Origin of the sequence: Pseudomonas putida, from assembly GCF_028682635.1 — a bacterium.
Classification (GTDB): Bacteria; Pseudomonadota; Gammaproteobacteria; order Pseudomonadales; family Pseudomonadaceae; genus Aquipseudomonas; species Aquipseudomonas putida_AE.
The window spans coordinates 181858-204438 of sequence record NZ_JANHLK010000001.1; the positions used below are offsets into that span (position 1 = coordinate 181858).

Sequence of the window (22581 nt, forward strand, 5' to 3'; positions counted from 1 at the left end):
GGAGCGGGCTTGCTCGCGAAGGGGCCCTGATAGCACCGCATAAATCAGCAGACAAAAAAAGGCCCGCATTGCTGCGGGCCTTTTCATTTTGCCGTGAAGCTTCTTAGCCCCGACGACGCGCCAGTGCGTCAATGCGCTCTTCCAGCGGCGGGTGGCTCATGAACATGCGGGCGAAGCCCTGTTTGATGCCACCGTTGATGCCGAAGGCGTTCAGGGTGTCAGGCATGTGCACCGGCAGGCCCTGTTCCGCACGCAGGCGTTGCAACGCGCCAATCATCGCGGCGGTGCCGGCCAGGTTTGCACCGGCTTCGTCGGCACGGAATTCGCGTTTGCGCGAGAACCACATGACGATGGCGCTGGCCAGGATACCCAGGACCAGTTCGGCGAAGATGGTCGCCACGTAGTAGGCAATGCCCTGGCCTTCTTCGTTCTTGAAGATCACCTTGTCGACAAAGTTGCCGATGATCCGTGCGAAGAACATCACGAAGGTGTTCACCACGCCCTGGATCAACGCCAGGGTGACCATGTCGCCATTGGCCACGTGGCCGATTTCGTGGGCCAGGACGGCTTTCACTTCATCCGGCGAGAACCGCTCCAGCAGGCCCTGGCTGACGGCGACCAGTGCGTCGTTCTTGTTCCAGCCGGTGGCAAAGGCGTTCGCCTCATAGGCCGGGAAGATCCCGACTTCGGGCATCTTGATCCCGGCTTCGCGGGACAGTTGCTCGACCGTTTGCAGCAGCCATTGCTCGTGACGCGTGCGCGGCTGGCTGATGATTTGGGTGCTGGTGCTCATCTTCGCCATCCACTTGGAGATGAACAGCGAGAACAGGGAACCGGCGAAACCGAAGACCGCACAGAAAATCAGCAGCTGATTGAGGTTGAGATCAACCCCATTGGCCGCCATGAACCCGTTGAAGCCGAAAAGGCTCAGGGTGATGCTGGCAATCAGCACGACCGCCAGGTTAGTGGCCAAGAACAGCAGGATGCGCATCATGGTTGTAGAAATCTCCTCATGCTAAAGATGTAGCGTACTGCGGGGTATATAAGGTGCTGCACCGGGGTATTCAACCAAGTGACTATTTCAAACTGTGTCCTACAGCAAAAGCGTAGCTGGTTGCAGGGCATTTCCGACGTGGGACGGCGAAGTTGTTTGTCAGGCCACCGGCGGCTGGGTGCCCGTGGTTACTCGACGTGACCAGGCAATGTGGCATTGCACAGGCATCGAGGCAGCAGTCATGGGTAGGACGTAATCATGTGTTGCAGAATGAATCACCGTGCGATGTTTCCGCCATCGCACGGTGACAGGCCGCTTACTGGCGGTAGGACTTGAGGAAATTGCCGATGCGTCCGATGGCCATGTCCAGGTCATCGACGCGCGGCAGGGTCACGACGCGGAAGTGGTCGGGCCATGGCCAGTTGAAGGCTGTGCCTTGCACCACCAGCAGCTTCTCGGAGAGCAGCAGGTCGAGGACGAACTTTTCGTCGTTGTGGATCGGGCAGACCTTCGGGTCGATCCGCGGGAAGGCATATAGCGCGCCCATTGGCTTGACGCAGCTCACCCCGGGAATGTCGTTGAGCAGTTCCCAGGTGCGGTTACGCTGTTCCAGCAGGCGCCCTTGCGGCAGCACCAGATCGTTGATGCTCTGATAGCCACCCAGCGCGGTCTGGATCGCGTGCTGGCTCGGCACGTTGGCGCACAGGCGCATGTTGGCCAGCATGTCGATGCCTTCGATGTAGCTCTGGGCGTGTTGTTTCGGTCCGGAAATGGCGATCCAGCCGGAACGGAAACCGGCCACTCGATAGGACTTGGACAGGCCGTTGAAGGTCAGGCACAGCAGGTCCGGCGCCAGCGAAGCGGTGCAGATGTGCACGGCATCGTCGTAGAGGATCTTGTCGTAGATCTCGTCGGAAAACACCACCAGGTTGTGCTGGCGGGCCAGTTCCAGCATGCCCAGCAGTACTTCTTTCGAATACACCGCACCGGTCGGGTTGTTCGGGTTGATGATCACCAGGGCCTTGGTGTTCGGGGTGATCTTGGCCTTGATGTCGGCCAGGTCCGGCCACCAGTTGGCCTGCTCGTCGCACAGATAATGCACCGGGTTACCGCCCGACAGGCTCACCGCGGCGGTCCACAACGGGTAGTCGGGAGCCGGTACCAGCACTTCGTCGCCGTTGTTGAGCAAGGCCTGCATCGACATCACGATCAGCTCGGAAACGCCGTTGCCCAGGTAGATGTCCTCGATGCCGACACCTTCAACCTGCTTTTGCTGGTAGTACTGCATGACGGCCTTGCGCGCGCTGAACAGGCCCTTGGAGTCGCTGTAGCCCTGGGCGGTCGGCAGGTTGCGGATTACGTCCTGGAGGATTTCGTCCGGCGCTTCGAAACCAAAGGGCGCCGGGTTGCCGATGTTCAGCTTGAGGATGCGATGGCCTTCCTCTTCCAGGCGTTTGGCGTGCTTGAGCACTGGGCCGCGAATGTCATAGCAGACGTTGGCGAGCTTGTTCGATTTGCTGACCTGCATGGCGATGTGTTCCCGAAAATGAACGATCCAGGCGGCGTGTGGACAACCGTGCTGGGAAACCTGCGTTATCACACAGGCCTGGCGCCTTGAGAGGCAGCACCCATAAATCCGTTTGAATGCGCGTGGTCTGGCTGCCAGACTGGCGTTTGACGAGGCGCAATCATACGTGCCGCCCGATCCGTGGAAAAGGTACAGATCGGGCTTTTTCAGCTGCTGAGGTGTGATGATGGAAAAGTTGGAAAAATCCCTGGAAGAATGGAAGGCCATGCTCGATCCCGAGCAGTACAACGTTTGCCGGCTCAAGGGGACCGAGCGCCCGTTTTCCGGCAAGTACAACGGCACCAAGACCGATGGTGTCTATCATTGCATCTGCTGCAACGAGCCGTTGTTCGACTCCAGGACCAAGTTCGATTCCGGCTGCGGCTGGCCGAGTTTCTACGCGCCGATCGGTGACAGTGCGATGGTCGAGATCCGTGATGTCAGTCACGGCATGATCCGTACCGAAGTGGTCTGCGCCAAATGTGACGCGCATTTGGGCCACGTATTCCCCGATGGCCCGCCGCCAACCGGGTTGCGTTACTGCATCAACTCCGTGTGCCTGGACCTGGTACCCCGCGAATAAGATCACCTCGATTCTCTGTAGGAGCCGGCTTGCTGGCGATAGCGGTGGATTTGACACACCGCGGCGTGCCGATCGCCAGCAAGCCGGCTCCTCCAGGTTTGGCGCTCGATTAATTACATTGCACACAATTCAATTGCTCGCTATGTTTGTCAAATCACCCCCATCTAGAGCGCCCCAATCATGAGCGACAATCTCCTCAGCATCCCTTGCACCACCATCAAGGGCGAACAGAAAACCCTGGCGGATTACGCTGGCAAGGCCGTGCTGGTGGTCAACACCGCCAGCAAATGCGGTTTCACCCCGCAATACAAAGGCCTTGAAGAGCTGTGGCAGACCTACAAGGACCAGGGCCTGGTGGTACTGGGCTTTCCCTGCAATCAGTTCGGCAAGCAGGAGCCGGGTAACGAAGGGGCGATCAGCGAGTTCTGCGAGCTCAACTACGGAGTCAGTTTCCCGCTGTTCAAGAAAATCGAAGTCAATGGCGACGGTGCCCATCCATTGTTCGTGCAGCTGAAAAAGCGTGCGCCGGGTGTGCTCGGTTCCCAGGGCATCAAGTGGAACTTCACCAAGTTCCTGATCGGCAAGGACGGCCAGTTGGTCAAGCGCTTCGCGCCGGCGACCAAGCCGGAGGACTTGAGCAGCGAGATAGAAGCCCTGCTCAAATGAACACCTTGTCCGTTGATTCGCTGAGCCTCGACAGCCAGCTCTGCTTCAAACTGTATGCCGCGTCCCGGGCGGTGATTCGCGCCTACAAGCCGATGCTCGATCAGTTGGGCCTGACTTACCCGCAGTACCTGGCGATGCTGGTGTTGTGGGAATGGCAGGCAACAGCCCCGGAGCAGCCCACGGTCAAGGCCCTGGGCGAACGCCTGGCGCTGGATTCCGGCACGCTGACGCCGTTGCTCAAGCGTCTTGAGCAATTGCAGCTGGTTCAGCGCCAGCGCTCGGCGCGGGATGAGCGGGAGGTGCACCTGAGCCTGTCGCCCCAGGGCACGGCGCTGCGTGATCAGGTCGGCCCGCTCAAGGCCCGCCTGTTGTGCGACAGCGGCGTGGACCTGGATCGCCTGAATGAGCTGCGCGACGGCCTGGATCACTTGTTGGGGCAGATCAAGGCGCTGTCGTAGCCGGTATCCATACATCCAGCAGGGCGGCCAGCTCTTCTCGACGAAAAGGTTTGGCCAGGTAGTCGCTCATGCCCGCCGCACGGCAGCGTTCGCGCTCTTCGGACATGGCGTTGGCGGTCAGGGCGACGATGGGTAACTGCGGCCAGCGACCGCTGCGACGGATTTGCCGACTGGCCTCATAGCCATCCATGACCGGCATGTTGCAGTCCATCAGCACCAGATCGAAGTCGCGGCTCTCCAATTGATCCAGCGCTTCGGCGCCGTGCGCGGCGACGATCACGTCGCAACCGAGTTTGCCCAGCATGCCCTTGGCCACCAGCTGGTTGACCGGGTTGTCCTCGACCAGCAGCACCCGCGCCCGGCGCTGCGCGAGGGTGGCATCGACCCGGGTATCGCTGGGGGTGTCGGTTTGCACCAGGAGGATTCGCTGCAAGGTCTGGTGTAGCGCATTGCGTGCCAAAGGACGGGCCTGCTGCTGCAAGGGGGCGAGGGCGCTGGCCTCTTCGCTGGGCAGGAAGCTGCCGTAAGCGGTCACCAGCAGGATCGGCGCGCGGATGGTGGGGCGCAGGTTGAACAGGCACTCGGGGCAATCGGTGATCAGCACATCGGGGTCCAGACCGAGCAATGAGTCATCGATCGTACGCTGTTGATAATCGAGCCCCCAACCAGGCAAAACACTTTTCAGCAGTTCCGCCAGGCCGCTGCCGGCGGCGGTAATTGCCACGATTTTGCCCTGCAGGGGGGGCGGGGCCAGTGCCCGGGTATGACTGGGCAGCGGCAGTTGCGCGCAGAACTGGCTGCCGAAACCGGCTTCAGAACTGATGGTGAGGCGACCTTGCATGGCTTCGCACAGGTTGTAGGTCAGGGCCAGGCCCAAGCCGGTGCCGCCGAATTGTCGGGTGATGCCGGCACCCGCCTGGGTGAAGGGCTGGAAGATCTTGACCTGCGCCTCCCGCGGGATGCCGATGCCCGTGTCGCAGACTTCGATGCTGACGCCATCCTTATAAGTCGACAGGCGCACATCGACCCGGCCGAAACGGGTGAACTTGAGCGCATTGGACAGCAGGTTGCTGACGATCTGCCGCACCCTTGTCGGATCGCCGAGCACCAGCGCAGGAAAGTCCGGGTCGATCAGGCAGGTCAGTTCGACACTCGGCGCGGCGTTCTGTGACAGCAGGTTGGCGGTGTCCTCGACCAGCGAGCCCAGGTCGAACGGGATGTGTTCGAGTTCGAGTTGGCCGGCGTCGAATTTCGACAGGTCGAGGATATCGTTGAGCAACTCCACCAGGACTTTGCCCGAGTCATGGGCGATGGCCAGCTGTTGCTGTTGCTCGGCATTCAGCGGGCCGTCCAGCGACAGCGCGATCATGCCCAGCAGGCCATTGAGGGGCGTGCGGATTTCGTGGCTCATGTTGGCCAGGAACACCGAGCGCGCTTCGGCCATGTCCAGGGCGGTGCTGCGAGCGACCTCCAGCTCCTGATTGGATTGACTGAGCCGGGCATTGATGGCCTTGAGCTCGGTCGTGCGCGCCGACACGATGTTTTCCAGCTGGGCAAGATAGTCGGTCAGGCGATTTTCGGCGTTGCGTCGCTGCTGGATTTCGGTGGCGATGTTTTCGAATTGCTGGTTGGCAACTTTCACCAGCACGCCGATTTCGTCGTTGGCGTGTCCCGCCGGGCATTCCAGCGACGTCGGCTCGGAGTTGCGTGGATCGCGGCCACTGAGTTCGCGGATGACCCGCACCAAGGGCTTGGTCAGCATCACGTAGAACAACGCCAGGAGGATGCCACTCAGCAGCAGGCTGCGGGCGAAACCGTTGATCAGGGTGACCTCGGCCCGGCGCAGGAAGCGGTAGCCGAATGAGTAAGTGTCGACGTCCAGTTGCAGGGTGCCCAGGGATTCGCCGGGCAAATGATCCAGGTACAGGCGGTCTTCGAACTGCCGATTGGCCCCGAATAGCAGGTCACTCAATACCCGATAGCCGCTTTGCAGGCCGGGACGCTTGACGTTGGCCAGGATATTGCCGTTGTTGTCGGTCAGCTTCGCGCCGATGATCGCGGGCGAGCGCAGCAAGCCCAGGGTCAGTTCCTGGGCGAGTTCGGCGTCGATGTTGTAGGCGATGCGCGAGGCGGGGTTGTGGCTGATTTCGAGCAGAGACAGTATTTCACGGTTGATGGAGGCGTCTTCGCTGGCATAATCGATGCCTATTTGCAGCACGCTGAGCAGCATACCCAGGACGAAACCGACCAGCACGGTGAGCCGCGCCTGTTTGTAAGACAGGCGGTTGGTGAACTTGATATCCATGGGGTGCTGAATCACTTCCGTTTTCCTTCGCTGCTCAAGCATAGTCGATCATGCAGGGTGTTCCCATGAGCCCTGCCATAGGGCGGTTGACCGTTCATCGAACGCTGTATGTCGTATCTGTATCGCCATCATTACTGTGAACGTGCCCGAGGAGAAGACGTGGATTCCCGATTGAATGCTTTTCTTGAACGTGCCGATGCCGTTCTGGCCCGTATCGAACCGCTGCTGCCCACCCCTCGGCAAGCCATCGACTGGACCCATTGCCTGGCTGCGCGCTGGCAGCGCGAGGGACGCAGCGGTTTTCTGCTGCCGCTGCAGGTCAGCCTGGACATGCGCCTGAGCGACCTGATCGGCGTCGATCGCCAGGTTGAGCAACTGGGGCGTAATACCCGCCAGTTCCTCGATGGCATGCCGGCCAACCATGCGCTGCTCTGGGGTTCGCGCGGCACCGGTAAATCGTCGCTGGTGCGCGCCTTGCTGGCCGAGCACGCCCAGGCCGGTCTGCGCCTGATTGAAATCGAGCGCGATCACCTGGCGGACTTGCCGCGGGTGGTCGAGCAGATCGCCAAGCTGCCGCAGCGTTTCGTGCTGTTCTGCGATGACCTGTCTTTCGAGTCGGGCGAAGGCGATTATCGCGTACTCAAGAGCGTACTCGACGGTTCGCTCGAACAGGCGCCGGACAACGTGTTGCTCTACGCCACGTCCAACCGTCGCCACCTGGTGCCGGAAAAGGAAAGCGATAACGAAAACTGGAAACGCGTCGATGGCGAATTGCACCCCAGCGAGGCGGTGGAAGACAAGATCGCCCTGTCGGACCGTTTCGGCCTGTGGCTGTCGTTCTATCCGTTCACCCAGGAGCACTTCCTGAACGTGGTCGAGCACTGGATCGGCCAGTTGGCCGACAAGGCCGGCCTGCCGTGGCAGCGCACCGAAGAGCTGGACATCCTCGCGGTGCGCTGGGCCACCGGGCGGGGCAATCGCAACGGACGTTGCGCGTATCAATTTGCCCGCTATTGGGTGGGGCTCAAACTGTTGGAGCACAAGGCATGATCGATTTACAAAACAGCGGCCAGGGGCTCGAGGGCTACGGCATGCTGCACGCGCAGCTGGAATCCTTGCTGGCAGACGAGCGCGATTTCATTGCCAACGCCGCGCAGTTTTCGGCGTTCCTGTTCAATCAGCTCGAGGGCTTGAACTGGGCCGGGTTCTACCTCAATCGTAACGAAGAGCTGGTGCTGGGCCCGTTTCAAGGGCAGATCGCCTGCGTGCGGATTCCGTTCGGTCGGGGTGTGTGCGGCACGGCAGCGGCGACCTTGCAGACCCAGCGGGTCGAAGACGTGCACGCGTTTGCCGGGCATATCGCCTGCGACAGTGCGTCGAACAGCGAACTGGTGGTGCCCCTGGTCAAGGACGGTCGCCTGATCGGCGTACTCGACCTCGACAGCCCGCAACTGGCGCGTTTCACCGCGCAGGATCAGGCCGGTATCGAGCAGCTGGCGGCTATCTTCCTGCGCCTGACCGACTGCTGATCAGCCTTTCAAGCCTGCCTTGACCAGCAGGCTTGAGGTATCCACGGCATCGATCTGCCCTGGATCGAGGAAGCGCCGGGCGTACTGCAGATAGATCTGTGCGTTGATGAACAGCTCGAACAACTGCGGGTCGATGTGCGCATCCCGGCACATGTTGGCCATGATGCCCAGCGCTTCGCTCAGGGTCTTGGCTTTCTTGTAGGGGCGGTCGGCGGCGGTCAGCGCCTCGAAGATATCGGCAATCGCCATCATCCGCGCCGGCAGGCTCATCTGCTCACGCTTCAAGCGTTTCGGATAACCCGTGCCGTCCATTTTTTCGTGGTGGCCGCCGGCGATCTCCGCGACATTGCCCAGGTGTTCGGGGAAGGGCAGTTGGCTGAGCATCAGGATCGTCTGCACCATGTGGTGGTTGATGATGTAGCGCTCCTCAGAGGTCAAGGTGCCTCGGGTTATGCTCAGGTTGTAGAGTTCGCCGCGGTTGTACTTGTAGCGCGGGACATCGAGCTTGAAACCCCAGGGGTTGTCCTCGGCAATCAATTCGGCTTCGGCGCGTTCGAACAGATGCTCGGGCCGGTCCGCCAGCAACGCCTCGCGGACCGGCAGCGTGGGTGCCGGCGTACGCGCCTGGCGCTGGTTTTCTTCCCAGGAAACACCCAGCCGGTCATCCAGGGTTCGCATCCAGGTGCGATGCGCGATGCTGCGCAGGCGCTGCAGGTCGGCTTCGGCCATGGCCTCGCCGCCCAGGTTGCAGCGGGCGATGAAGGCGAAATCGTCATTGAGCGCCGTCAGGCTGGCCTCTCGCTGTTGCGCCAGCTGTTGCTCGTTGCCACCTTGGGCAATGGCTTGCCAATAGTCGATCCAGGCATCGCGCTTGAGCACTTCGAAGCGGGTGCGTATTTCGTGGATGCGGTCGTTCAGGGTTTCCAGTTTGGTGGCTTTGTCGACCACGTATTCCGGGGTCGTCACCTTGCCGCAGTCGTGCAGCCAGGCGGCGATGTGCAGCGCCTCCCACTCATCGTCCGTGGGCTGATAGCCGCGAAAGGCCGGGTCCTGGCTGGCGGCCGCCGCCTGGGCGAGCATCAGTGTCAGGGCCGGGACTCGCTGGCAATGGCCACCGGTGTAGGGGCTCTTGGCATCTATCGCGCCGGCCAGCAGTTTGATGAAGGCGTCCAGCAGCTGTTTTTGCCGGTCTTGCAAGCGCTGGCTTTCGATACTCACGGCGGCCGCACCGGACACCGCCTGCAGGAACGCGATGCGGTCGGGACGCAGTTTGTCCAGGTCGCTCTGGTTGCCGCTGTCGGCCAGCAGAAACACCAGCAGGCCGACGGTTTCGTTGTGACGATTGTGCAAGCGGATGCCGATCAGGTGAACCCGGGGACAGGCCATGGCCAGCAGGACTTTCTGCAGGTCTCCCGCCTGTTCGAAGCCCAGGTGGGAGACGACGTTGTCGGCCGTCGATAGCTGCTGCAGCCAGGCGGGGCTGTGCGCATCATGAAGCCCGTGTGCGCTGAGGTCGAAAGACGACAGAGTTTGTGCCGTGTCGTTGATCACCAGGCCCTGGGGTTCCATAAGATCGCCATCCCCTTCGCGCAGGTAGATCAGGCCGGCCTGGGCCTGGCCAATCCTGACCGTTTCAAACAGCACCCGCTGCAGCAATGGGGCAAACCGGGTCTCGGCGCTCAGGCTGTCGGTGATCTGGAAGAAGCTCGCCAGGGTGTCTTTCATGCGCGCCATGGACAGGCTCAACTGGTCGACCTCGAGCACCGGAGAGCGGCGGGCGGCGGGAAAATTGAAATCGAAGCTGCGAATGGCATCCGCCTCCTGCACCAGGGCGCGCAGGGGCTTGACCAGGATCCTGGACGTCAGCCAGCCCAGCGGCACGCACAACAGCAGGGTCGCCAGGGTAATCAGTGCGCCTTGCCAGCGCATGCGATAGGCGTCGGCAAGCAATTCATCTTCCGGTACCAGCGTCGCCAGTTGCAGCCCCTGGGGGCCGCCTTCCTGCATGCTGCTGCGGGCAACGATCCAGCTACGGCCCATGGCCGTCAGGCGATTGCCGGCCCCGGGGCTGTCGAGCAGTGTTTTCAGCGCGGGACTCAGGTCGGCGGCCTTGGCCAGGCGGGCGGTTTGATCGTCGACGATCAGGCGACGACTGTCGGGATAAGCGATGGCATTGCCCTGGGCATCGAACAGGACGATCTCGGTCGCCGGTGTCACCACATGTTTGGCCAAGGTGGCCGAGAGCTCGGCCAGGGTCAGGTCGGCAGCGATCACCGCATGCTCGCCGCTACGCCGTGCCAGGGTGGTGCCGACATGGTGGGTCGAGAAAAAGACGTAGGGTTCGGTGGTGATCTGGTCGACATCCTGGCTGGCACTGGTGAACCAGGCCCGGCTACGCGGATCATAGGTTTCGTCGAGATTGTCCTGACGACCGAGGAGCGTCAGGTCCTGATCGAAAAACAAGGATTGCGAATGCACCTGGCCGCTGCTGTTTCGCTCGATGCTCCATACCTGGTAGGCCGCGGTATCCGGGGCCTTGAGCAGCGCTTTCAGGTCTGGCGTGCGCAGCGGGCGAACCATGAAAAAGTCACCGTTGTCGTATCCCAGGTACAACGAAGCCAGGTCGGGGTTGTCCTTGAGCGACTGGCTGAAAGGCCGGAGCAGCGCCAGGCGCTGTTGCAGGTCGAGGGCCTGGGCTGCGGGGTTGTGCCGCAACAGGCTCAGCAGGTGTCGAATCGGCTCATAGGTGGCGTGCAGGTCCAGGCGCACATCCTGCTCGATTCGACTGAACAGCTTTTCGCTGCTCGAAAGAATGATCTGAGTGGTTTGCCGGTAGTGGAAAATGCCCAGCACGACCCCGGTCAGCAACAGCAGCAAAGTGAACATCACGCTGATATGAACGTGCAGGGGAAATCGCCGTTGATCCGGGCGCAGTGGGCTGGGCATGCAGGTCACTCCGTGATGGTTAACACACTGCTCCGGGTCCAAGCATAGTTAAGGCTCGGGTATTGTGCCTTTGTCGTTTTGTCCGATTTGTTGCAGCAATGCCTGTTCCAGTTCGAGCAGGGCGCGCTCCACGGCGTCGCAGTATTTGGCAACGTTCTCAGGGGAGAAGCGCTCATGGCAGGTGGCTTCGAGCGCCTCGCAGCTGTCGATCAACCGGGTGGCCTGAACGATTCGGGCGGCGCCCTTGATTTTATGGGCTATGTCGAGAAAGGCCTGCGGGTCCGGGGTGTCGGACAGTGCCAGCAGTTCCTGTCGATCCAGGCGGTTGCTGTTCAACAGTTCGGTCAGCAGGCGCAGGTCCAGCGCCGGGTCGCCCCCGGTCAACAAATGCAAGCCTTGCAGGCTGAAGGCCGGGGCCACGACCCTGGGCTTGATTTCCTTTATTCCCTTGATGCCCGTGACCCATTGACTCAAGGCGGCCAGGGACAGGGGCTTGAACAGGCAGTCGTCCATCCCGGCCTGTTTGCAGCGTTGAACTTCTTCCGGCTGAGCGTTGGCGGTAAAGCCCAGGAGGGTGCAGCGCGGCTGTTGAGTGTGTTGTTCGTGTCGACGAATGGCCTGGGCCAGTTCATACCCATTCATGACTGGCATGTTGCAATCGGCGACCACCAGGTCGAAGGCGGCGGATTTCCATGCGTCCAATCCAGCCTGGCCGTCCGCCGCGACGCTGAATCGATGACCCAGGAACTCAAGCTGCTGGCACATCAGCAAGCGATTGGCCGCGTGGTCGTCGACCACCAGCACATTCAAGGGGATTGTCGCGCAGTAGATGGGAGGCTCGGCGGTTTGCACCCTGGAGTCGCGAGGCAGTGTGGATAACGGCAACGAAATCCTTACCCGGGTACCGACGCCCGGCTGGCTGCTCAACTGCAGGCTGCCGTTCATCATTTCGCACAGGCTGCGACTGATCACCAGTCCAAGCCCGGCACCGCCCCGTGCCGACTGCCCGGTATTGGCGGCTTGAGCGAAAGGTTCGAACAGGCGTTGCTGATCCTCATGACTGATCCCCGGGCCGCTGTCTTCGACCAGCAACAGCATGTGCGCCCGGTCAGCCTCGCTGCTCAGGTCCAGGGTCACAATAATCCTGACCTGGCCGTGCTCGGTAAACTTGATGGCATTGCTGACCAGGTTCGACAACACCTGCTTGAAGCGCAGGGGATCGAGCAACACGTCGATAGCCGGATTGGCCGGGTTGAATTGCAGTTGCAACTCGAGTCCCTTTTGCCGGGCCAGCCCATCGAAGATACGCGCTACCGACGCCACGATTTCCTCCGGGTTGACCCGTTCCGGGTTCAGGCTCAGGTGCCCGGACTCGATGCGCGCAATATCGAGAATGTCCCCGATCAGTTCCAGCAGGTCCTTTGCCGAGTGGTACGCCACATCAATGGCGGGACGATCCGGGTGGTGTTGTTCGATGCGCTTGAGCGTCAGTTCGAGCATGCCGATGACGGCATTCATCGGGGTGCGGATTTCATGGCTCATGGTGGCCAGGAACGTGCTCTTGGCCCGGTTGGCTTCGTCGGCGCGCTCTTTGGCGCAACGCAGGTCATCGAACAACTGCCGCCGTTCGCTGATGTCGATCCAGCCGCCAATGATGCCTTGCACCTCACCGCTCGAGTCGCGGTAGGGAAGAATCCAGTGATAGATGGTCAACCGGCGACCGCCAATGTGCAGCGCACGGTCAAGGATCATCGGCGTGCCTTCGGCCACCACACGCTGGTAATCGGCCTGGTACTCGCGCGCTTCGAAGGCGTTACTCATGGTGCCCTGGATCACGCTTTTGCCGATCACGTCTTCGCGTTTTGCGTTAAAGGCGCGCAGGTAGCTGTCGTTGCAACTTTGCAGCAGTCCTTGACGATCACGCACATAGATCGGGTGAGGCGTGCCGTTGACCAGTGAACGCATGAACTCGAATTGATCGTTCAGCGCTCGTTCGGCCGCCTTGCGCTGGTTGATCTGGCGCCGCATGTAGGCGTTCCAGGTCACGGAGATCAGCAAGAGCAAGCCGGCGCCGATCACGATCTGATAGAACACCCGCTGATATTGGCGCCAGGTGTTTTGCGAGGAGGCCGAATAGCCGCGCCAGCGACTGTTGATGACGCCCAGCTCCTGCGGCGCGATGCTCAACAGTGCCTTGTTGAGGATGTCATTGAGTTCCTTGGCCTCGCGCCCCGTTGCCAGGGAGAACGCCGCCTGCTGGGTGCCTATGGTGGTGCTGATTTGCAGCTCGGTTTCGAACAGTTGCGAGGCGATGAAGTAGTTGGCGATCACCAGTGAATTCACCGCTCCTTCAACCCGGCCTTCGGCGAGCATTTCCACGGCGCTGAAGGCGTCCGGGGTCTGGATCAACCTGATCTGCGGGAACTCGCTGCGCAGATAGTCCATAAGCGGGTTGCCGCGGGCAATGGCCAGGCTTTTGTTCTTGAGCTGTGCAAGGTTTGTCGGACTGTCGTGCGCCTTGCGTGTCAGCAGGACATAGGAGTTCTGCAGGTACGGGCGGGTAAAGTTCAGCAAGGTATCCCGTTGTGCACTAGGGAGCATCGCGGCGATCAGATCGGCTTGATCGGTGTTGATTCGCTTGATCATGTCGCTGTCGCTACGGCTGCGCTGAACGTCGAAGCGCAGGCCGGTGCGCAATCTGATCAGCTCAAGCAAATCCGCGGCAATCCCGCGAAAGTTACCGGCACTGTCAAAAAACGTCAGCGGCGCATAGGCCTCATTGACGACCACCCGGACCACTGGATGTTGCGCCAGCCAGCGCTCCTCACTGTAACTGAGCTGCAGTTTTTGATCGGTGAGCAGGATATCGCTCCCGGCGCTCCAGCGTTTGGCGATGTTTTCCCGTTCGCTGGCGGGGATGGCCATGAGCGTCGTATTGATGATGGCGAGCAGTTGAGGATTGTTCCTGTGCACGGCAAAGCTGAAACCATGGGCTTCGTGCTTGCCGAAACTGGCCATGCGAATGTTGTTCAGATAACCCTTGTTGATCATGTAATGGGTTGAAATGGTGTCGCCGAGAAAAACATCGGCCTGGCCGAAAGCCACTGCATTGATCGCGTTCTGGTAGGACGGGTAGGCGTCGATGATTGCCTTCGGGTAAAGGGCCTTGACCTCCTCCAGGGGCAGGTAGTGATACACCATGCTGAGCCGCAAACCGGCCAGGCCATCATTGAGCGGCCGGGTTTCGCCTTCACGTGTCACCAGCACCGGTTGATCGACCGCATAGGGTGTGGAAAGCGCGATGTCGTCATTGTTCGCTTCGAATCCGTTGGCGGTGCCCAGCAGGTCGACCTCGCCTTTTTCGAGCGCTTCGATCGCCGCTCCCCGGGAGGCGAAGCGTTGAACCTTGACGGGCAGGCCGAGGGCCTCGCCGAGTATGCCCGCGTAGTCGGCGGTAAACCCTTCATATTCACGGCCGCTGCTGGTCAGGTCGAAAGGGGGGTAGTCGGGTGCCGAGGTGCCGAGGATCAGCTCACGTTTACCCTCGACCCATTGTCGTTGTGATTGATCCAGCTGGACTTCCAGGTGCAGGGGCGCTGAACGACTGAGCAAGGCGTATTGTTCATGCTCCTGCGCGGCGTACAGCTCGGTGCACAGGCACAAGCCCGTGGACATGATCAGCAGATAGTCCTTCAAGCGGCTGGGCATTCTGTGCCTCACACTAACGCGTTACGTTTTGCCATCTCGATGAGTTCAACCAGGGATTTGGCCTTGAGTTTCTGCATGAGTCGTTTTTTATAAGTGCTGACGGTCTTGTTACTCAGGAACATGCCTTTGGCGATTTCCTTGTTACTGCGACCCTGGGCAAAAAGTTGCAATACCATGAGTTCCCGGTCATTGACTGACTTGAACAGTTCAAGTTCGGCGCACCGCGCTTCGTCACCACGGGCAGGGTTCAAGGCTTCACTGGGAAAGTAGTTATAACCGGACAGTACCGCTTTGATGGCGCTCACCAGCTCACTTAGATCTTCCTGTTTGCATACATAACCCGAGGCACCGGATTGCATGCAGCGGATACCGAATAATGTCGGGCATTGTGCAGTCAATACCAGGATTCTCAGGGGTGTACTCATTGCGTTGAAACGGGCAAGCACTTCCAGGCCATCCAGTTTGGGAATGCTGATATCGAGAATGACCAGGTCGGGCATGCATTCACGCACCATCTGCATGGCATCGACACCATTATCGGTTTCACCGACGACCTTGTAGCCCTCGTGTTCCAGCAACATGCGAACGGCAAGGCGGATGACAGGATGATCGTCGACAATAAAAACGGAGTTCATAATCAAATCCCTGCGAGCTCGGATAAAGCGCGCACCTTAGCTCAGATAGTTAGGGGGACGTATGAACTGACGGGTCTGTCGTAGCAATATAGGAATGTTCCTACATGCGAAAAGGAAATGGATTACGTGTCAACCGGTATTTTTTGGTAAGTTGCCACAAAAGATGTTGCTGTTTAGTTATTGGGAGCAGGGTGGTGATATGTGGGTTACACACTTTTTAAAGGCGCTTGGTTGCAGGGTGACGGTATCAGTTTCAATAAGTATCTCAGCTCGCACTGTTTTAATGGTTTGATCAAGCAGCCAAGTAATGGCAGTCCATTGACGAGGGCCAGATTTTCAAGTTCGCCCAATTCATTGGATGTCAGGCTGCTTAAAAGTATGGCCTGCTTGATCAGCCCCTGGTGGCTGGCGATTGATATCAGGTCGATGCCGCAAACGTCGGGCAGGCATTGGTCGCATAACAGGATGTCGAAGGGCTGCTCGGCGCTGAGCATGTGGTGCAAGGCGCTCCTGGCACAATCGCTGGTGGTCAAGTGAGTGAAGCCGTACAACGAGAATCATTAGATTTTGAATCGAGGGTGTGATTTAGAGCTGCTGGAAGGGGTGGTTGGATCATTAATTTGAAATAAAAAGCCAATAGATCCTGAATTTTCAAGGTCTCGGTCCATTTAATTGTGAATTTATTTGGTGATAATATTTTCAAGGTGTTATACGTACTTCAACTAAAAGCTAGTTTCAACATAAGCAATTGGGAGGCCGGTTCGTACTTCGCACAAATATTAAGCTGCGCAAAGGCGAACGAAAGCCCTTCGACTGAACTGTTTCAAAGCGTATAGGCCATTAATACTATCTAACATTTGGCTGGAGTGGCTTTAGAGAGTGGCCAGGGGGAGCGCGCTGGAAAGCAATCTCAACTCAATCCCCGTGAGATTGCGCGGGTACTGTGGGCTGAGTTGCTAAAAAAGGGGGTAGATTCCAATGGCAGGTTTTGGAATTTGATTGGTCTAGGGAGTTTCAGATTGCAAAAGGACGTCAGATAGATTGTATAAAGACATTTTGGGGCAGTAAGCAGGGTTGTCCGAGTCAATTGGTATAATAAAACCGTTTTTTATCAAACTGCGGAAGCTATAAGTGGAAAGGTGCGCATGGGAGATAACTGCACATGCGGGAACGTAAAGCATAAGTTGGCGTTCGATCTCTTTCGATATAATGGAATGGTAAAATTTTTGTGTGCCAATGATAACTGGTTTAGTAGCATTGATATGTTCAAATCTTCTCCCGAGAAGGTTGCAATCAATGTTTAGGTGTTTTGCCAGTTCCACATTGGTTTTGTACTGGTCGCGCCATTGAACAAGAATATTCATCGCCGTTTCTGGCTGCGCAAAAGTTTTGGTCTGGGCGTTGTAAAGTGAGTTGAGTTCCTCGATGATGTTTTTATCCAAGATTGTGTATAAGGTACGTCGTTCGATGTTGAGGACGTCCGCAAAGTGCCAGGCAGAAGTCGGGCCTCTGGCCAAGGTTCTAATGTGTTTTGGCTTGTTTGCGCGTATTTTCAACAGTCTTTGTATATCATCAGTTATATTCTGTCGCTGATAGACGTAGGGCAAGTCAGCAATGTTTGGGTCGCCAGATGATGCTGAGATTCCTGCATGTTTTAATATAGCGCGTATTGTGAATATGTTTAGTGAGTATGTCCGTGATAGGAGGTTCTCTGTTATATATTGCTGAGCGAAGTGATCCAATGCGTCTTTGCTAATCAGAATACTATCTCTTTTTCCAAAAATGATTCCGTCATGAAAATATCCAGCGTCTATGAGCTTCCTGATTTTTGTAGCTGAAAGACGGTGGGTGAGTTGGATCTCTTCGATGCTTTCAAACTCTTCTCTTAAGTGTGTCTCCGGGATCGGAACCCTAGTCCTTTCTTCAATGCTGTTTTTGATCGATCTACAAATATTATTACGTTTGTAAAATACTCTGTCAGAAATGGTGATTTTTTCAAATTTATGATTTGTGATAATTGATCGAGTTATTTCTCTATTCGTTTGCAATACGGAACACAGTTCGTTAAAAGTAAAAGCGATCGCACCGCAGCAGTTATTTTCTGAGCAATCGCATTGATTGGTTGATCGCAGCGTTGATACAAAATTATTGGCTGTGTCACGGATCCACTGATCTCGACTAAGCATCCATGGCGATAATATAGTCTTAGGGCTAAGGTTAGGATGATTTTTGATTTTGGTAGCAATATAAAAATGAAAATAATTTTTATGTTTTTCTGCGATATTGGTGGCGAGAATCAGCTCGTTATCTATTTTTTTCGAGGTTAATAGCGGATATTTAAGGCAGTCGATGGCCGCGAAAAAACGATCTGTTGCATCCTGATCGCCAGAAATAAATAAATTTAGAAAGTTTAGCGGGCCGATATCGTCAGAGTGAACAGTTTCGGCGAGGCGTAAATCATAGTGGCACCTACAATAGGGGCCATTGACGGATGACCAGTCATATTTTTTTTCGCACGCCGGGCAGCTATTAAGGTACTCCACCTGGTGATAGGGGCACACCTTTATAAACTCAATATCTTGAATAAATCTCCAGTACCCTTCTTGAAGACACAGAGGGCAAAAATGAGCTCTAAATCGACATGCGCTTGATGGTATCGTCATCCCAGCAATATTTATACGATGCGTTGATTTGAGTTGCAACGATTGGAAATAAAAAATATCGTACTCTGAATAGGGGTTATCGTTGTTTTTTAGGAAAAAATTACTGAGTTGCTGATCGTTAAATAGATTGTTAAATCCAATATATACGTTGTGTCCGATGGATCGTGCGAAAGACCTGGCGTTGCTATAGCCATTGTGAAACGCAGCTCTTGAGAATAAACTGGAAGGGCTTTCATTGGGATAAGGCTTAGGCCAAAATATAAGATTAAGCATTTTCAAGTTCTTCAATTTTTTGTTTGATTAGCGACCACGGCAACTTAAATGGATTGATATATTTAAGCTCCGGGGCCATTTTATTGAGTTTGTCTGCCGCGTAGATGCAGTCGCTAGGAATAACCGTATGATCACCGCGGGTTGCCGCGGCAAGCATGATCTCAAGCAGAATGGTTCTGAGTTCTCGCATGTTTCCGTGAGTATGAAGATATAAGGCCCCTGAAATTTGACTGTCTGTTATATGCAATGGTGTGGTAAATTCGCCGAAACGATTCATTTCTAAGTTTAGCTTGGAAAGTATGGATACAAATATTTCATCGTATCTAATATTGTGCAATCGGGCTCGGTACGGGTAGCGCCCATCCAATTCTTCATATTGGTTAATCAAAGATTCTGCTTTGGATTTACCGGACAGAATAATTGGTATACCCGTAGTGTTGGCAATATACTTGATCCATTTACAGACGTTTTTCCAGGTTTTTTCGGCGCCGCGATTAAGGAGATCGTGAATATCATCGATAATAATCAATCGGGTTTCACAAGTTATCAGCAACCGAAAGAGTCTATTTTGATGCGTTGACAGTTTGCCAGTTTCAGGGTCGTCACCGAGTTGTTTCAGCATCTCGATGCATAGATCATTTATCGAGTAGGTTGCTGGTACTGCACAGTCAAAGGCATGAACTTGTTTCGTGCATCCGGTATCACAGTAAATCGTTTGTTTCCCGCCAACGATATTAATCATATGTGCACATGCGGTGCTTTTCCCGGTGCCGGATTCACCGATCAACAGCGTTGAACAAGGTTCGCCTCGAAGATACGTAGCGTCCATTCCGTGAAGCATAGTTTCAATTGCAGCAGAATATTGGGGGTGCATGACTATAGTTTTTTTAAACTCTAGTATCTTCATTTGCATAGCAGTGGATAAAGTCATGGTGTCACCTATGGAAGAATATAGGTCGGGAATTCATCTAATTGTGTTGGGGTAATTTCGTTGACAGATGTTAATGGCAGTTGAGCAGCGCTTGTGGTTTCTATTTGTGCATTTGAGATTTCTGCTTGTTTATATGTCTTTGATATTCCTAATCTTTCTGCTGCTTGTAGCAGTTTTTTATCTTGTCGACTTGGATTGCGTGATTTTGATTTTGCGTTGAATTTGATTTCCCATATCATGTCGTAAATTTCCAGCAGGGCTTGGCGTGCCAAGTTTGCGTCAAATTTCTTTTCGTCTAATTTTAGTTGTTTCTGTACAAGTTCATGTGCATACAGTGTCAGGTTGTTTTGATAGAGAGGGGCGGTTGCATAGGCTTCGAACAGTTCGGTAGGTTTGTCTGGGTGAGCCACCCAAACAGTTGAAAGGTCAGTAATATCAAGATAAACCGTTGCTTTTTGTTTTGCGCTTAATCGGGCAGCTATGTCTGGTAGAGCGGGACCGGTCCAGGAGAGATTCGAATGTTGAACTCGGCCGTTATTTATGCGTTTATGTAACGGTAGTCGGAAAAGACCGTTGAGTGCTGCTGACGTATAGCGCTCAGGTGGCAATTGATTGCATAGCGCGGAAGCCCATGCTTCGTTTGGTGACGTGCGAATTGTCTGGTGGTATTCGTTGTGGTAGACGCCATAAACAAAGCGATCAAAAATCTGAACAAGCTCGCTAAGCTGAAAACAGGCACCGTTTTCAGAGCTGTAAAAATTTCCAATGACGGGATTAGACCCTGTGGAACCCTCCATCGCGTGAGTGAGTTGAGTGTTAAGTGTGCCAAAGAAACGCTCGACTATTGCTTTGGCATTAGGTGTACCAGGAGGTGCGTAGTGAATATTGATACAAAGTAAATGTCCGACATTTTGGACTGAGCCGTTGGCGGCCTCTGCGCCATTATCAACGGTGATTTCCACCGTTCGACCACCGTAACGCGATTCGTCTTCAGATGATAATGCCATGCGAAGTGATTTTAGGAATTTTTCAGCACATGGGGGCGTGAGCGAGAGTTCGTATCCGATGATGTAACGTGTGGACACTTCTACTAAGACATGTAACCAAGGGCGCCCGAGAATTCTACCTATATGGTCAACGATCAGAATGTCCATTTCATGTGAGTCGCCTTGGACGAGTCTCAACAATACATTCGAGGGGTTTTGTTTTGTGCTGTAGTTGTTGCTTTTCTCCGCTTGCTTTCGCCCAAGCTGTTTAATGTCTTTGTAATATTCATTGATGCGTTTAATGTGTCTTTTGACAGTGGATGTCGATGGTACGTCAATTTTTATCGTCGAATAGACACTGCGGGTATCATTCTCATTGTCGATATACGCGTGAATAAGCTTCTGCAGTGTTTTTATGGTTGGATGTTTAGGTTGCAAATAAAATTTATGGATGAAGTCTGATATTATTGTGTCTGTCTCTGAGCTAAGTTTTTTCCCTCGAGCTCGACGGCTGGGAGCTTTGATCAGCGACGCTAAACTAAAATTGGACTCACGGTAAATTCGACACCACGTATAAAGGGAAGTGTAGCAAGGCGGTTTGTCGTTGTTATAAAGCTTCGCCAGGCGCGCTGCTTCTATTTCAACCTCACTCTTTGGTAATGGGCCTTGAAAATATTCATTAAGCCCTCTGACATAATAAATTTTTCGTTGTGCCGCCATCTGCTGTTTTGTTGAAAGGCACTGCAGGCAAATTTCATAGGACTGGTCGATGAGGGCCGACGCATGCAGTCGGATTTCGCCCTTCAAGGCTAAAGCGTTAAATAATTCTGGGCTGAAGAATAGTGGGTGTTTACTCTGTACTGAGCGGAGCGAGATTCGAGTTGTTTCGATCGTGATTACTTCATATACCTTTCCATAAAGATTGTATTGGCTGCCGGGGTGAATTATGGGGTAGGTATCCATGACTACTCTCATGTTTGAGTTTTATGCCGTGGAAATGGAGATATTCCGTATGTTTCAATATGCCGATTAAGCAGCGATTTATACTATAATACGCTTTTAAGGCTCTTGAATTTTCGGTTTGAATAACGGCGTGTTCAAGGTGAGTGTGTTACGGAGATCAAAATTGAGCTGTTGATCAAATATAGCGGCGCATATTGCCCTTAATGATGGATGTGACTCGTGCGAAAGCAGCAGTGAGATCGAGAGCGGCCCCGTCCATGTGCAGAGACAACTCATGAGTTGCCGTTGCTCATAGTCTGTGACCCGGTGCGAACGCGAGTATAGGAGTGCGAGATTATCTAGGGTTCCATCCTTAGCAAACTCAGCCAGGTTGAATGTTTCAAAGCCATAGCCCAGCATGGCCGCCGCAGTTGCGAAACTGTCTAATACGGAGTGATAGTGGCTGGAGAGTTCTGACAGGCTTCCCTTCAACTCAATAAAGTAAGCGTGGCCGTCATCGCATTGAACAAAAAAGTCTGGCGTATATTGACAAGATTTTTTGGTGGGGTCATACCTGTAACTGACGGGTTGTATGTAATATTGAGTGACGTGGTGTTGATACTCCAAAAGCCAACACATATAGGCTTCGTTGTGACTCTCGCAGATGAGTTGGACGTGATTTTTTCTCGATGGAAAGTAGACCAACGATTTGCCGAAGCGTTTTTTACGTACGTCGCGTGCAGGGGCTGCATGCGAAGGCCGCCAGTTTCGATCAAGCATGATGACCACCCTCTGGTTTCATGATGAAGCGATGACCGTATTAAGTTGTTTCGCGTTATCGTCGCGTGTTCTCTGTAGTAAATGTCCTCTAAGAGCTTGGGCGTTTTTCCATCTCTTGTTGACGGTTGAGAGGCGGGTCTCGAGAACTAAAATTTTCAAGGATTCAACAAATGCTAAACACTCGTCCCTCTAGAGAAATAAAAAATTGGTTTAAATACCTCTCATTTGAATGGCTATGAAATGATATTTGATCTTAAATGACTCTCCTTTAATAGTGGCTGATGGTAATGGTTGCTTTTGCTTCATGAGGATAAATGTACTCCTGGTTCATTCTTTTTTCTACTGGTAAACGATGATTGTTACAATTTTCAAAAATATCAATAAATAGAACGAGTTATATTGCTTTGTGTGTAAGTTATTTACCTTAGTTGGTAAAAGTTTACCTTAGTTGGTAAATGCTTTACGGTGCCAGTGATCAATGTTCGTTTTCAAGCGTGCCAAAAAGTGTTGACACTTCGGATGGTGGTGATGGCACCGATCGGCTGGCGTTTGCGGACCGGTCTGGAGAGTGGCTTGGTGCGGTGCTCATGCTGTAAAGGTAAGCTGACGTGAGTT

General features: G+C 55.0%; 15 protein-coding genes and 1 pseudogene. 5 read left to right on the plus strand and 11 right to left on the minus strand.

Features of this window, described 5'->3' with window-relative positions; genetic code table 11:
* Positions 1-103: 103 nt before the first annotated feature.
* Positions 104-994, minus strand: coding sequence for a protease HtpX (gene htpX, locus NPS56_RS00900; RefSeq protein ID WP_008059113.1), 891 nt, complete (start codon positions 992-994; stop codon positions 104-106).
* A gap of 316 nt (positions 995-1310) precedes the next feature.
* Positions 1311-2522, minus strand: a complete 1212-nt coding sequence (locus NPS56_RS00905) for a pyridoxal phosphate-dependent aminotransferase (protein WP_034151309.1) — start codon at positions 2520-2522, stop codon at positions 1311-1313.
* 226 nt (positions 2523-2748) lie between these two features.
* On the opposite strand from NPS56_RS00905, the gene msrB reads away from it, so the two are divergent.
* The 3 genes from msrB to NPS56_RS00920 all read left to right on the plus strand — a co-directional run bounded on the left by msrB (position 2749) and on the right by NPS56_RS00920 (position 4268).
* On the plus strand, positions 2749-3144 hold the full coding sequence (gene msrB / locus NPS56_RS00910) for a peptide-methionine (R)-S-oxide reductase MsrB (protein WP_274073039.1): 396 nt from the start codon (positions 2749-2751) through the stop codon (positions 3142-3144).
* A gap of 180 nt (positions 3145-3324) precedes the next feature.
* Positions 3325-3810: a glutathione peroxidase gene (locus tag NPS56_RS00915; protein ID WP_274073040.1), complete on the plus strand. Its 486-nt coding sequence runs from the start codon at positions 3325-3327 to the stop codon at positions 3808-3810.
* Complete coding sequence (locus tag NPS56_RS00920; protein ID WP_274073041.1) at positions 3807-4268, plus strand: MarR family winged helix-turn-helix transcriptional regulator; 462 nt, start codon at positions 3807-3809, stop codon at positions 4266-4268. Before NPS56_RS00915 ends, NPS56_RS00920 begins: the two co-directional genes overlap by 4 nt.
* Here NPS56_RS00920 and NPS56_RS00925 read toward each other — a convergent pair.
* Positions 4252-6615, minus strand: coding sequence for a hybrid sensor histidine kinase/response regulator (locus NPS56_RS00925; RefSeq protein ID WP_274073042.1), 2364 nt, complete (start codon positions 6613-6615; stop codon positions 4252-4254). The two genes, NPS56_RS00920 and NPS56_RS00925, sit on opposite strands and share 17 nt — an antisense overlap.
* A 117-nt stretch (positions 6616-6732) precedes the next feature.
* On the opposite strand from NPS56_RS00925, the gene NPS56_RS00930 reads away from it, so the two are divergent.
* Together NPS56_RS00930 and NPS56_RS00935 are read left to right on the plus strand one after the other, a co-directional pair.
* On the plus strand, positions 6733-7623 hold the full coding sequence (locus NPS56_RS00930; protein WP_274073043.1) for an ATP-binding protein: 891 nt from the start codon (positions 6733-6735) through the stop codon (positions 7621-7623).
* Positions 7620-8102, plus strand: coding sequence for a GAF domain-containing protein (locus tag NPS56_RS00935; protein WP_274073044.1), 483 nt, complete (start codon positions 7620-7622; stop codon positions 8100-8102). Before NPS56_RS00930 ends, NPS56_RS00935 begins: the two co-directional genes overlap by 4 nt.
* On the opposite strand, the gene NPS56_RS00940 is transcribed toward NPS56_RS00935, so the two are convergent.
* The 8 genes and pseudogenes from NPS56_RS00940 to NPS56_RS00975 form a co-directional block, all read right to left on the minus strand.
* Positions 8103-11048 (minus strand): HD domain-containing phosphohydrolase, encoded by a 2946-nt coding sequence (locus NPS56_RS00940; RefSeq protein WP_274073045.1) that lies wholly within the window; start codon positions 11046-11048, stop codon positions 8103-8105.
* A gap of 48 nt (positions 11049-11096) precedes the next feature.
* Entirely contained in the window at positions 11097-14756 is a 3660-nt protein-coding gene (locus NPS56_RS00945; RefSeq protein ID WP_274073046.1) for a transporter substrate-binding domain-containing protein, read from the minus strand.
* An 8-nt stretch (positions 14757-14764) separates the two neighbouring features.
* On the minus strand, positions 14765-15391 hold the full coding sequence (locus NPS56_RS00950; protein WP_274073047.1) for a response regulator transcription factor: 627 nt from the start codon (positions 15389-15391) through the stop codon (positions 14765-14767).
* A gap of 206 nt (positions 15392-15597) precedes the next feature.
* Positions 15598-15939: pseudogene (locus tag NPS56_RS00955) on the minus strand (response regulator); the annotation flags it as partial.
* Between the two features lie 456 nt (positions 15940-16395).
* Positions 16396-18327, minus strand: coding sequence for a TniQ family protein (locus tag NPS56_RS00960; protein ID WP_274073048.1), 1932 nt, complete (start codon positions 18325-18327; stop codon positions 16396-16398).
* A complete protein-coding gene (locus NPS56_RS00965; protein WP_274073049.1) occupies positions 18320-19258 on the minus strand; it encodes a TniB family NTP-binding protein in 939 nt (312 codons plus the stop codon). The genes NPS56_RS00960 and NPS56_RS00965 overlap by 8 nt, the downstream gene beginning before the upstream one ends.
* A gap of 8 nt (positions 19259-19266) precedes the next feature.
* On the minus strand, positions 19267-21207 hold the full coding sequence (locus tag NPS56_RS00970; protein WP_274073050.1) for an integrase catalytic domain-containing protein: 1941 nt from the start codon (positions 21205-21207) through the stop codon (positions 19267-19269).
* A gap of 96 nt (positions 21208-21303) precedes the next feature.
* Complete coding sequence (locus NPS56_RS00975; RefSeq protein ID WP_274073051.1) at positions 21304-21966, minus strand: hypothetical protein; 663 nt, start codon at positions 21964-21966, stop codon at positions 21304-21306.
* Between the last annotated feature and the right edge of the window lie 615 nt (positions 21967-22581).